Genomic DNA, 12,671 nt, shown 5'->3' with positions numbered 1-12,671 from the left:
CCGGGTGTAAACTGAAAAAAGAACAAAACGGACCCGGGCGCAAACCCGGATCCGATAAAATGTCTGCAAAAAAAATCAGCTGTGGCGGCGCTCGAACTCTGCCATAAACTCAACCAGCGCTTTAACACCCTCAAGGGACATCGCATTATAAATAGAGGCACGCATACCGCCGGAAACCCGGTGACCTTTCAGTGAGACCAGTCCCTGAGCCTGCGCTTCTTCAAGAAATTTGCTGTCGAGTGACGGATCAGACATCTGGAACGGCACATTCATCAGGGAACGATTCGCCCCGGCAACGCGGTTAATATAGAAATCACTGTGATCCACGGCTTCATAAAGCAATTTTGCTTTTTCATAGTTGCGCTGAGCAATTTCCTGTAAGCCACCCTGCTCAATCAGCCACTTAAAGACCATCCCTGAAAGGTACCAGGCAAAGGTCGGCGGCGTGTTGAACATTGAGTCGTTTTCACTCAATACGGTGTAATCAAGAATGGACGGAGTTTCTTTGCGCGCTTTACCCAGCAGATCCTCACGGATAATCACCAGGGTCAGACCCGCCGGGCCGATATTTTTCTGTGCGCCTGCATAGATAACCCCGAAGCGACTGACATCCAGCGGTTTGGAGAGGATCGCAGAGGAGTAATCAGCGATCACAATTTTGTCGCCGAAATCCGGCTCTTCATGGATGGCGATACCATCAATGGTTTCATTCGGGCAATAGTGAACATACGCGGCATCATCACTGAGCGCCCATTCACTCATCGGTTTCACACCGATGCCGTCTGCCGTTTCTGTTCTGATATCAATAATATTCGGTGTGCAATATTTTTGTGCTTCTTCTGCCGCACATTCCGCCCAGTAACCACCGACAATATAGTCTGCCTTCGTGTTCTCACCCAGCAGATTCATCGGCAATGCCGCAAAATGTCCGCGTGCGCCGCCGTGACAGAACAGGACTTTATAATTATCCGGTACAGCCAGTAACCGGCGCAGATTATTTTCCGCTTCTTTTGCTACTGCCATAAATTCTTTGCTGCGGTGACTGATTTCCATCACCGAGGTTCCCAGACCGTTCCAGTTGCACAGCTCCTGCTCAGCACGGCGCAGCACTTCAACCGGTAACATAGCCGGACCGGCACTAAAATTATAGACCTGACTCATTGACCCCACCCTATTTCGTAAATTTACACCCTTATTTATTCAAAATGCAGGTTCGTTGGCTGCATCCTGAATGACGTCGGGTATACATTGTGAATACGCCCTCTCTACCGGTTTTATCATTCCGGGGCTGTTGCTGCAATGCTTATTGCGTGACAACCGGCAAACCCTTTTTGTCATCTTTCAGCGTGATACACTGCTTTTTCATCAAAAACCAGAATATTATTCAGACCGTTACCGTAATGCCGTGACCGGCGGCAGTCATATGAGGGAATAACCCAGTGATAACTTTATATTCACAAAGGTAGTTCCCGGCTGAAAAAATCCGTATCATACCCTTATTCATTCAAACCGCAGGTTCGTTGGCCGCATCTTGAATGACGTTGGGTATATATGCACCTTTCTTTCCCCCCTATTCCGTGCATCCGCCACCGGCGGGGCACTAACGCAGATTGTGGATCCCATGACGCAAACAGAAACACATACCTTTATTCCCGGCAAAGATGCCGCGCTCGAAGACTCTATCAGCCGTTTTCAGCTGAAATTACAGCAACTCGGATTTAATATCGAAGAAGCATCCTGGCTTAATCCTGTTCCGAATGTCTGGTCAGTCCATATCCGTGATACTGACTGTCCGCTCTGTTTTACCAACGGAAAAGGTGCCACCAAAAAAGCGGCACTGGCCTCTGCACTGGGTGAATACTTTGAGCGCCTGTCCACAAACTACTTCTTTGCCGATTTCTGGCTCGGTGAGCAGATTGCCAACAGTGAATTTGTACATTATCCGAATGAAAAATGGTTTCCGCTGACAGACGACGACTCCCTGCCGGACGGTATTCTCGATACATACCTGCGTGAGTATTATGATCCGGACAGTGATTTACAGGGCAGTCAGTTGGTCGATCTGCAATCCTCCAATGACGCCCGCGGGATCTGCGCTCTGCCGTTTACCCGCCAGTCCGACGGGAAAACCATTTATATCCCGATGAATATTGTGGCAAACCTGTATGTCTCCAACGGGATGTCAGCCGGGAATACCCGTAATGAAGCACGGGTGCAGGGATTGTCTGAAATCTTTGAGCGTTATGTTAAAAACCGCATTATTACAGAGCGCATCAGTTTACCGGCTATCCCGCAAGAGGTTCTCGCGCGCTACCCGCAGGTTGTTGAGTCTGTCAGTACCCTGGAAAATGAAGGCTTCCCGATTTTCTGTTTCGACGCATCTCTCGGCGGTCAGTACCCGGTGATTTGCGTCGTTCTGTTCAATCCGGCAAACGGCACCTGTTTTGCCTCTTTCGGTGCGCATCCGGATTTTGGCGTTGCGCTGGAGCGGACCGTTACCGAGCTGTTACAGGGACGCGGACTGAAAGACCTGGATGTGTTTACCGCCCCGACCTTTGATGATGAAGAAGTTGGCGATCAGACTAACCTGGAAACGCATTTTATCGACTCCAGTGGTCTTATCAGCTGGGATCTGTTTAAGCAGGATGCAGATTACGATTTTGCTGACTGGCAGTTTTCCGGCAGCACAGAGGAAGAATTTGCCACTCTGATGGCGATTTTCCGCTCTGTCGGAAACGACGTCTATATCGCCGATTATGAACATCTGGGTGTGTATGCCTGCCGCATTCTTGTACCGGGCATGTCTGATATTTATCCGGTCGACGATTTACATATGGCAAACAATGCGATGGGTATCCATTTACGTGAAACCTTCCTGGCACTGCCGGAAAGCAACCGGCAGCCGGATGATTATCTCTCTTTACTGGCGCAGCTGGACGAAGAAGGACACGATGATTATACCCGCGTCCGTGAATTACTGGGTATTGCCACCGGTAAAGATAACGGCTGGTCAACCCTGCGTGTTGGTGAACTGAAGTCCATGCTCGCACTGGCAGGCGGAAATACCGATCTGGCGCTGGTCTGGGTTGAATGGACACAGGATTTCAACTCCGGTGGTCTGAGTGCAGCACGTGCCAATTATTACCGCTGTCTGCATACCCTGCTGCTGTTAACACAGGAGCCGGAGCGCGATACGGCACAATACTTACCGGCTTTTGCCCGGATGTATGGTCAGGAAACACTGGATGCCGCATTAAATGCCATGCACGGAAAAAATTGTTTTTATGGTTTGTGCACATCAGATAATAATTTAACCGCATTTCCGGCGCATCAATCTCTGTTAGCGGCCTATGAAAAACTGCAAAAAGCAAAATCGCATTTTTGGCTAAATAATAAAAATACGAATTAATCATCCTAAATGGAATGAATCGTAAATATTAGGTTAATTTGTTCGTTTTAAGTAACACAATCACGACAAGTTAACCTATTATTTTACTTTTATTAAAACTAAAATAAAAAATAAAAATTTATTACAAACTTTAAAATATTGTTTTCCGTTTAAATTCATATCGTTAACTATAAAATTCAACTTTTTTCAGGGAATTTGACGATTCTCTTGAATGCCTTTATGATCCACATCAAGTTTTAATATTTACCCCTTTGTTACTATCATTGCGTGCTATAATTATTGGAATCAAAGAGACAGTTAGCATAATGAAAACTGATACCCTTTTTAATTTATTATCCCCTGCCGAAATGGCACATGTTGCAGACGACGTCGGTGTCTATAAAGCAACCAAAGCACCGTCCATCACTTATTTATCTGCATTTATGGCAGGCATTTTCATCTCAGTTGGTTTCGTCTTTTATATTACTGCCACGACCGGAACAGCGGGTGTTATCCCCTTCGGTGTCGCAAAATTTCTTGGTGGTATTTGTTTCGCACTTGGTCTGATGCTGGTAGTCGTTTGTGGAGCTGATTTATTTACCTCAACCGTACTGACCATCGTCGCAAAAGCAACCGGCCGCATAACCTGGGGTCAGATGTTTGCTAACTGGACCCGTGTTTATTTCGGCAACCTGGCTGGTGCCCTCTTTTTCGTCGCGCTCATCTGGTTTGCCGGGCAGCATATGGCAGCTAACGGGCTGTGGGGATTAAATATCCTGCAAACAGCAGATCACAAGCTTCACCACACATTTATTGAAGCTGTCTGTCTCGGGATTCTGGCAAACTTAATGGTTTGTCTGGCGGTATGGATGAGCTACGCAGGCCGTAGTCTGACCGATAAAATTTTGGTACTTCTGTTCCCTATCGGTATGTTTGTTGCCAGCGGGTTTGAGCATAGTATCGCCAATATGTTTATGATCCCTTTAGGGATTGTCATCAAAAATTTTGCACCTTCTGAATTCTGGTCTATGGTTGGTTCGACACCGGAACAGTTTCCGTCACTGACTATCTCTGATTTTGTCATTGATAATCTGATTCCGGTTACTATCGGTAACATCATTGGTGGTGCAATTTTAGTAGGTCTGACTTATTGGCTGATTCATTTACGCGGTGAGCAAAAGCATTAGTCTCTGCTTATCACGACTGAATTTCTAAGTTCCATTGTTAAAAGGTAAAGTATCATGTCAGAATTAAATGAAAAATTCGCTTCAGCATGGCAAGGCTTTAATACAGGTGATTGGTCACAGGAAGTAAACGTCCGTGACTTCATCCAGAAAAACTACACCCCATTTGAAGGCGATGAGTCTTTCTTAGCTGGCGCTACAGACGCAACTACTGCTCTGTGGACTTCAGTTATGGAAGGCATCAAAATCGAAAACAGTACCCACGCTCCTGTCGATTTTGATACTGATATGCCGTCTACTATCACTTCCCACGATGCCGGTTATATCAACAAAGATTTAGAAAAAGTTGTTGGTCTGCAGACTGAGAAACCTCTGAAACGTGCAATGCTGCCGTTTGGTGGTATTCGTATGATCGAAAGTTCATGCCACGCCTATGGCCGTGAACTGAACCCACAGATCGAAACAATCTTTACTGATTACCGTAAAACGCACAACCAGGGCGTGTTCGACGTTTATACTCCGGACATCGTTCGCTGCCGTAAATCAGGTGTTCTGACCGGTCTGCCTGATGCATACGGCCGTGGTCGTATCATTGGTGACTACCGTCGTGTTGCACTGTACGGTATCGACTTCCTGCTGAAAGACAAATTCGCACAGTTCACATCACTGCAATCGCGCTTAGAAAGTGGCGAAAACCTGCGTGATACTATCCAACTGCGTGAAGAAATCGCTGAACAGCACCGTGCATTAGGCCAGATGAAAGTCATGGCTGCTAAATACGGTCTGGATATCTCCCGTCCTGCTGCTACCGCTCAGGAAGCTGCACAGTGGACTTACTTCGGCTACCTGGCTGCTGTTAAGTCTCAGAACGGTGCTGCAATGTCCTTCGGTCGTGTTTCCACATTCCTGGATGTTTACATTCAGCGTGATCTGGAACAAGGCAAAATCACTGAAGTTGAAGCTCAGGAAATCGTTGACCACCTGATCATGAAACTGCGTATGGTCCGCTTCCTGCGTACCCCTGAATACGATGAACTGTTCTCAGGTGACCCAATCTGGGCAACTGAATCATTAGCAGGTATGGGCACAGATGGCCGTACTCTGGTAACGAAAAACAGCTTCCGTTTCCTGAATACCCTGTACACCATGGGTCCTTCACCAGAGCCTAACATGACCATCCTGTGGTCAGAGCGTCTGCCGCTGAACTTCAAACGTTTCGCAGCGAAAGTGTCTATCGATACCTCTTCTGTACAGTATGAGAACGATGACCTGATGCGTCCTGACTTTGACAACGATGACTATGCTATCGCATGTTGCGTAAGCCCGATGATCGTTGGTAAACAAATGCAGTTCTTCGGCGCCCGTGCAAACATGGCTAAAACCCTGCTGTACGCAATAAATGGCGGTGTTGACGAAAAACTGAAAATCCAGGTTGGTCCTAAACACGAACCAATTCATACAGATGTTCTGGATTACGACGTTGTTATGGCACGTCTGGACGAGTTCATGGACTGGCTGGCAACTAACTATGTCACCGCTCTGAACTGCATCCACTACATGCACGACAAATACAGCTACGAAGCAGCGCTGATGGCTCTGCATGACCGTGATGTATATCGTACAATGGCATGTGGTATCGCAGGTCTGTCTGTTGCAGCTGACTCACTGTCTGCTATCAAATATGCGAAAGTAAGCCCGATTATTGACGAAAGCGGCCTGGCTGTTGACTTCAAAATTGACGGTGAATATCCGCAGTTTGGTAACAATGATTCACGCGTTGATGACATCGCATGTGACATCGTTGAACGTTTCATGAAGAAAATTCAGAAACACCACATGTACCGTAACGCGGTTCCGACTCAGTCAATTCTGACTATCACATCTAACGTTGTGTATGGTAAGAAAACCGGTAACACCCCTGATGGCCGTCGCGCTGGCGCACCATTCGGACCAGGTGCTAACCCTATGCACGGTCGTGACCAGAAAGGTGCCGTTGCCTCTCTGACTTCAGTTGCAAAACTGCCGTTTGCTTACGCGAAAGATGGTATCTCTTATACCTTCTCTATCGTACCAAACGCATTAGGTAAAGATGACGATGTTCGTCGTACTAACCTGGCCGGCCTGATGGATGGTTATTTCCACCACGAATCAAGCATCGAAGGTGGTCAGCACCTGAACGTGAACGTAATGAACCGTGAAATGCTGTTAGAAGCCATGGAAAATCCTGAGAAATATCCTCAGCTGACCATCCGTGTATCCGGTTATGCAGTTCGTTTCAACTCACTGACCAAAGAACAGCAGAAAGACGTTATTACCCGTACATTCACAAAATCCATGTAATTTGTGCGGTAACCATTTGCTGTCTTATTAAAATAACATAAACTAAAAGGCCCCTCTGTTTCGGGGCCTTTATTATAACTGGTCAGTTTTGGAGTAATCCTGTCATGTCTGTACTTGGTCGAATTCACTCTTTCGAATCCTGCGGCACCGTTGATGGTCCGGGGATCCGCTTTATCATCTTCTTTCAGGGCTGTCTGATGCGCTGCCTGTATTGCCATAACCGCGATACCTGGGACTTGCATGGTGGTCAGGAAGTGACTGTTGACGAGTTAATGAAAGAAGCTACCACTTACCGTCATTTTATGAACGCGTCCGGCGGCGGCGTAACCGCATCCGGTGGTGAAGCAATATTGCAGGCTGAATTTGTCCGTGACTGGTTCCGTGCCTGTAAAAAAGAAGGGATCCACACCTGTCTGGATACCAACGGATTTGTCCGTCGTTACGACCCTGTAATCGACGAATTAATGGAAGTGACTGATCTCGTCATGCTGGATTTAAAACAACTCGATGACAGCATCCACCAGAACTTAGTCGGCGTTTCCAACCACCGCACATTACAGTTTGCCCGTTATCTGGCTGAACGTAATCAGAAAACCTGGATCCGCTACGTTGTCGTACCGGGCTGGTCTGATGATGAACATTCTGCCCATCTTCTCGGCGATTTCACCAAAGATATGAAAAATATTGAGAAGATCGAATTATTGCCTTACCACGAATTAGGTAAGCATAAGTGGACAGCAATGAATGAAGAATACAAACTTGATGGTGTAAACCCGCCATCAAAAGAGACCATGGAAAAAGTAAAATCGATTCTCGAAAGCTATGGTCATAAAGTAATGTATTAAGTTCTTACTCTTTTTTAACAGCACACTCCGGTGTGCTGTTTTTTTTTGTGGTTGTTTTATTGATTCTTTTTTCTGCTGTTTTTTTATCCTGAAGTCTCTTTAAAAAAGGATAATAACAATGCGCATAGCCAGCCCGCAGACACTGCCCCGAACAAACCTTTCCTCCCGCAGAATTCATTCTCAGGCTAAAAATAGCACTGTAGTGAAAAAAAAGTCCGCGTCCCGGAATACCCGGTATTGAAACAGAACATGCACAGGTGATAAATCTGACAGGACTTGCAGAAGAGCATTTGCTGCCATTACAGAAACTGGCCGAAAAAGAACAACTGGTTATCAGTTTTCGTCCGGTTGAACAGGTAGCGACCGGTCTTATCAGCGCCGGTTACCCGACTAAAGATTTCAGTATTAAAGGAAAAAGTTCAAACTGGGGACCGATGGCGGGTTTCATTCCCGTTGACCAGTTTTACAGCAAATTATGCGGACAAAAACATAAAACGGAGATAATGAATAAAAAAGTAGCGGAGTGCATTGAACAGGGACATGCCGGCGCACAGCATCTGCGGCTCTCTGAAAGCCGGATAAATGAACTTGTTGTAACCGGATTACTTATCCGGCATCAACCGGATGCACAAGGTAATATGATGCTGGATGCCGTATCACCCCACGGACATCATCACCCGTTTACAGCAAGACCTGAGCCTGACGGACAATTTCTTATTTATAGTACAAAAAAAGAAATGCCGATCATGGTACTCAGCGCCCCTGACATTAATATGCCTTTAACTGCCGATTACGACCTGATGATTGTGGCACCACGCACAGAAGATTTCGGTGGTCAGGATATTGCGCATAATCCGGACGTCAGTGCCGATGCTTTTGCAAAGAAACGTCCTTATCTGCTGAGCCGGGGTTCATCAGCAGAAATAATCCGCCGGGAGCTTCTTGAGCGGGAAGATCCGAGGTTCGGTAACAGTACCCCGAGAATTACTGCACTTATACCAAAAATTAACGAGGCGCTGAACCGGACTAAAGGTACTGAAGTTGTGCATCACAGCATGGATGCCACAAATCCGGGTTCTGATATGAGTACTAATTTTCCCGTGACATTCTTCTTACCCGAACCGGTTGCCGGACTGCCGTCGATACTGCTGGCACAGGATACGGAGGGGTTACGGTTCATTATACACACTCTGGAATGTAACGGATTTATGGTGCCGCATAACCCTCTGTGGAGTGATGATGTTCCGTCAATGCGCAGAGATAGTTTTGAAGCTACAAGGCGATTATTTAATACATTATAATTATCTGTTTATAAATAAAAATCCCGCTGGTTTTCACCGGCGGGATTTTTTATGCATCTGACAACGTAACCGGACAATCAGCCGATATGAGTCAGACCTTTCATGTACGGACGCAGTGCTTCAGGAACTTCAATACGGCCATCAGCCTGCTGATAGTTTTCCATGATAGCAACCAGGGTACGACCCACTGCCAGACCGGAACCATTCAGGGTATGAACCAGCTGTGTTTTCTTATCTTCTTTACTACGGAAGCGTGCCTGCATACGGCGTGACTGGAAGTCACGGCAGTTTGAGCAGGAAGAAATTTCGCGGTATGTATTCTGTGCCGGCACCCAGACTTCCAGGTCATACGTCTTACTGGAGCCAAAACCGATATCACCGGTGCAAAGCAGTACTTTGCGGTATGGCAGGTTCAGTAACTGAAGAACTTTCTCTGCATGACCGGTTAATTCTTCCAGGGCTTCCATCGATTTTTCAGGATGGACAATCTGAACCAGCTCAACTTTATCAAACTGGTGCATACGGATAAGGCCACGGGTATCACGACCATACGAACCGGCTTCAGAGCGGAAGCAAGGAGTATGAGCAGTCATTCGCATCGGCAGATCTGCTTCATCCAGAATCTCATCACGAACCAGGTTAGTCACCGGGACTTCCGCAGTCGGGATCAATGCATAACTGCTGGTTTCAGCTTCTTCTTCCAGCGGTTTGGTATGAAATAAGTCACCGGCAAATTTCGGCAGCTGACCTGTTCCGTACAGTGTGTCCTGATTGACCAGGTACGGCACATAAATTTCCTGATAACCGTGCTCTTCAGTATGCAGATCCAGCATAAACTGAGCGATAGCACGGTGCATCCGGGCAATCTGACCTTTCATGACCACAAAACGTGCGCCGGTCAGTTTTACCGCAGCCGGGAAATCCAGTCCGCCTGTCAGTTCACCCAGGGCAACGTGATCGCGGACTTCAAAATCATACTGCTTAGGTTCACCCCAGCGGCTGACTTCGAGGTTTTCGCTGTCATCTTTACCCATCGGAACGACGTCATCCGGAATATTCGGGATATTCAGGGAAATAGTGCGTATCGCGCCCTGCACTTCATCAAGCTCAGATTTGGCGGCATCCAGCTTAGCCCCCAGCTGATTCACATCCAGCCGCAGCGACTCAATATCTTCACCGCGTGCCTTCGCCTCACCAATGGACTTCGATCGGGAGTTACGGTCAGCCTGTAAGGTTTCAGTCTCAACTTGTAAAACTTTGCGGCGCTCTTCAAGAGTGCGCAGCGTGTCCACATCCAGGGTAAAACCCCTGCGAGCCAGCTTTTCGGCAACCGCGTTCAGCTCATTACGCAGTAAATTTGGATCGAGCATGCTATTCCTGTGCTTGTTGTTATTAACGTGAGTGTTAGTAACTAAAGTGCAACTAATAAAATATAATTAAATAATCATCAGTGCAGCTGTTATTAACGCGACAATGAAATGCTTTAATACCCTCTGCCACCCGCTGAATATGCCGGATGAACATATTGTGTGTTTTAAAGCATTTACCAATTTTGACAATTAATACCTTACCGCAACCGTGGCATTAACGGTAGCGTTTTATCGGGCTATTTTGATCCTGCTCAGCAAGCCAGGTGAGTTTCTCACCAATTTTACTTTCCATTCCCCGGTTTGCCGGAAAATAGTAGCGGGTATCGCGCATTTCAGCCGGAAAATAGACCTCTCCGGCGGCATATGCATTGGTTTCATCATGGGCGTAGCGGTACTCTTTGCCCAGCCCCATCTCTTTCATCATTTTTGTCGGCGCATTGCGCAGATGTTCAGGCACATCATAATCGCGCCCCTCTTTTGCATCCCGCATTGCGGCTTTAAATGCGGTATAAACGGCATTACTTTTCGGTGCACACGCAAGATAAACTATCGCCTGTGCGATCGCCCGCTCACCTTCAGCAGGTCCGACACGGGTAAAGCAGTCCCACGCAGAAACCGCAACCTGCATTGCACGCGGATCAGCATTTCCCACATCTTCAGAGGCAATCGCCAGCAAACGCCGCGCCACATAGAGCGGGTCGCCACCGGCGGTAATAATCCGCGCGTACCAGTAAAGGGCCGCATCCGGCGCTGAGCCGCGTACAGATTTATGCAGTGCGGAGATAAGATCGTAATACCGGTCGCCGTTTTTATCAAAACGCGCACTGCGCTCACCGCTGACTTCTTTCAGCAAGTCAGTGGTCAGTATGCGCTTACCATCAGCGCTGACCTCCGCCATATCTGCCATCATTTCCAGCACATTCAGCGAACGGCGGGCATCCCCGCTGACCAGTTCCGCAAGCAGTGTCCTGGTTTCATCCGGCAGAATAATCTGTTGCCCGCCGAGACCCCGCTCAGAATCATTCAGCGCCTGAAGCAGAACAGTTTCGATATCTTCCGGTGTCAGGGATTTCAGCAGATAAACACGGGCGCGGGACAGAAGCGCAGAATTGAGTTCAAATGAGGGATTTTCAGTGGTGGCGCCGATAAAGGTAACAGTTCCGTCTTCAATATGAGGCAGAAACGCATCCTGCTGGCTTTTATTGAAGCGGTGAACCTCATCCACAAATAAAATGGTGCGCCGTCCCAGATTACGGTTCTGACGCGCACGTTCGATGGCTTCGCGGATCTCTTTCACGCCGGACGTTACCGCCGACAGGCGTTCAATATCGGCATCTGCATAGTGACCAATCACCTCTGCCAGCGTCGTTTTGCCGGTGCCGGGCGGTCCCCACAGGATCATGGAATGAAGTTGTCCGGCGCGGATAGCGCGCGGCAGAGGTTTACCCTCCGCCAGCAGATGTGTTTGCCCTATGTACTGTTCCAGCGTCTCCGGCCGCATTCTGGCGGCCAGAGGCTGATAGTCATTTTTGGAAAAATCGAGAGAAAAATTAGTCACTGACGCCTCATTATTGACGCTGATCGTCCAGTGTAACTCCCTCCGGCAGTGTAAAGGTGAATTTACTCATATTCACGTCTGTACTCTGCTGACCTTTGAGCTGATAGGTACTTTTCTGACCATCCTGCTCAACGGCAGCAAACTGCTGAATGGTGCCTTCCGGGGTTACCGTAATAGTAAACACTTTCAGATTGCCGTTATTTACTTTAGGCTTGAGTTCAAAGTTGTCACCATGCTGACTTACCATATATTGCTGCCAGTCAGCGGGGTCATTGCGGGTGATCAGCATAAACGGGGTATTCTGAGTGGCATCGTTGAGCCGGGTGGCAGTCGCCTGCTCAACAAACGGGTTATAGAACCACAGCGTTTTGCCGTCAGAAACCAGCACACTCTCATCCGGCGGACTCATCTGCCAGTTAAACAGGTTCGGGCGTTTTACCCACAGGTCGCCTGTGCCTTCCTGAACAAGCGCACCATCTGCATCAGTGACTTTCTGCGAAAAATTCGCATGGAAACTGTTCACTTTTCCTAAACGCGTCTGAAGATCACTGCGGGTATCGGCATGCGCCGCACTGACTGATAATCCTGCCAGCAGGCAGGTTGTGATAAACACCTTTTTCATGTGTGTATTCCTGATGATGCGTTTGGGTAATCAGCCGCCGCCGGTTTTGTGCCGGCGGCATGC

9 protein-coding genes are annotated in these 12,671 nt (G+C 47.8%); 5 read left to right on the top strand and 4 right to left on the bottom strand.

Features of this window, described 5'->3' with window-relative positions; all coding sequences use genetic code 11:
• Nucleotides 1-75 precede the first annotated feature (75 nt).
• On the bottom strand, nucleotides 76-1,161 hold the full coding sequence (serC, locus tag AYY17_RS09720; protein WP_067423309.1) for a 3-phosphoserine/phosphohydroxythreonine transaminase: 1,086 nt from the start codon (nucleotides 1,159-1,161) through the stop codon (nucleotides 76-78).
• Nucleotides 1,162-1,621: 460 nt separating this feature from the next.
• Here serC and ycaO point away from each other — a divergent pair, with 460 nt between their 5' ends.
• From ycaO to AYY17_RS09690, 5 genes are all read left to right on the top strand, one after another.
• Nucleotides 1,622-3,409, top strand: a complete 1,788-nt coding sequence (gene ycaO / locus AYY17_RS09710) for a 30S ribosomal protein S12 methylthiotransferase accessory factor YcaO (protein ID WP_067423306.1) — start codon at nucleotides 1,622-1,624, stop codon at nucleotides 3,407-3,409.
• 305 nt (nucleotides 3,410-3,714) lie between these two features.
• Nucleotides 3,715-4,575, top strand: coding sequence for a formate transporter FocA (focA, locus tag AYY17_RS09705; protein WP_067423304.1), 861 nt, complete (start codon nucleotides 3,715-3,717; stop codon nucleotides 4,573-4,575).
• 54 nt (nucleotides 4,576-4,629) lie between these two features.
• Nucleotides 4,630-6,912, top strand: a complete 2,283-nt coding sequence (gene pflB / locus AYY17_RS09700; protein WP_067423302.1) for a formate C-acetyltransferase — start codon at nucleotides 4,630-4,632, stop codon at nucleotides 6,910-6,912.
• 104 nt (nucleotides 6,913-7,016) lie between these two features.
• The gene (gene pflA / locus AYY17_RS09695) at nucleotides 7,017-7,757 is read left to right on the top strand and encodes a pyruvate formate lyase 1-activating protein (RefSeq protein WP_067364152.1); all 741 of its coding nucleotides are present in this window, start codon (nucleotides 7,017-7,019) and stop codon (nucleotides 7,755-7,757) included.
• A gap of 257 nt (nucleotides 7,758-8,014) precedes the next feature.
• Nucleotides 8,015-9,058, top strand: a complete 1,044-nt coding sequence (locus AYY17_RS09690; protein WP_235845333.1) for a CyaA/EF/ExoY family adenylyl cyclase toxin — start codon at nucleotides 8,015-8,017, stop codon at nucleotides 9,056-9,058.
• A gap of 77 nt (nucleotides 9,059-9,135) precedes the next feature.
• Here the strand turns inward: AYY17_RS09690 and serS are convergent, their stop codons facing one another.
• The 3 genes from serS to lolA all read right to left on the bottom strand — a co-directional run bounded on the left by serS (nucleotide 9,136) and on the right by lolA (nucleotide 12,608).
• Nucleotides 9,136-10,428, bottom strand: a complete 1,293-nt coding sequence (gene serS / locus AYY17_RS09685; RefSeq protein ID WP_067405162.1) for a serine--tRNA ligase — start codon at nucleotides 10,426-10,428, stop codon at nucleotides 9,136-9,138.
• Between the two features lie 214 nt (nucleotides 10,429-10,642).
• Entirely contained in the window at nucleotides 10,643-11,986 is a 1,344-nt protein-coding gene (locus tag AYY17_RS09680) for a replication-associated recombination protein A (protein WP_067423300.1), read from the bottom strand.
• A gap of 10 nt (nucleotides 11,987-11,996) precedes the next feature.
• Complete coding sequence (gene lolA, locus AYY17_RS09675; RefSeq protein ID WP_067423298.1) at nucleotides 11,997-12,608, bottom strand: outer membrane lipoprotein chaperone LolA; 612 nt, start codon at nucleotides 12,606-12,608, stop codon at nucleotides 11,997-11,999.
• Nucleotides 12,609-12,671: the final 63 nt, after the last annotated feature.

The organism is Morganella psychrotolerans (assembly GCF_001676055.1).
Lineage (GTDB): Bacteria > Pseudomonadota > Gammaproteobacteria > Enterobacterales > Enterobacteriaceae > Morganella > Morganella psychrotolerans_B.
This window is presented reverse-complemented; position numbering and strand designations above follow the sequence as displayed.

Bases quoted from the DNA above. Each gene is read 5' to 3' on its own strand.
- serC (WP_067423309.1), bottom strand. From the start codon at position 1,161: ATGAGTCAGGTCTATAATTTTAGTGCCGGTCCGGCTATGTTACCGGTT.
- ycaO (WP_067423306.1), top strand. From the start codon at position 1,622: ATGACGCAAACAGAAACACATACCTTTATTCCCGGCAAAGATGCCGCG.
- focA (WP_067423304.1), top strand. From the start codon at position 3,715: ATGAAAACTGATACCCTTTTTAATTTATTATCCCCTGCCGAAATGGCA.
- pflB (WP_067423302.1), top strand. From the start codon at position 4,630: ATGTCAGAATTAAATGAAAAATTCGCTTCAGCATGGCAAGGCTTTAAT.
- pflA (WP_067364152.1), top strand. From the start codon at position 7,017: ATGTCTGTACTTGGTCGAATTCACTCTTTCGAATCCTGCGGCACCGTT.
- serS (WP_067405162.1), bottom strand. From the start codon at position 10,428: ATGCTCGATCCAAATTTACTGCGTAATGAGCTGAACGCGGTTGCCGAA.
- lolA (WP_067423298.1), bottom strand. From the start codon at position 12,608: ATGAAAAAGGTGTTTATCACAACCTGCCTGCTGGCAGGATTATCAGTC.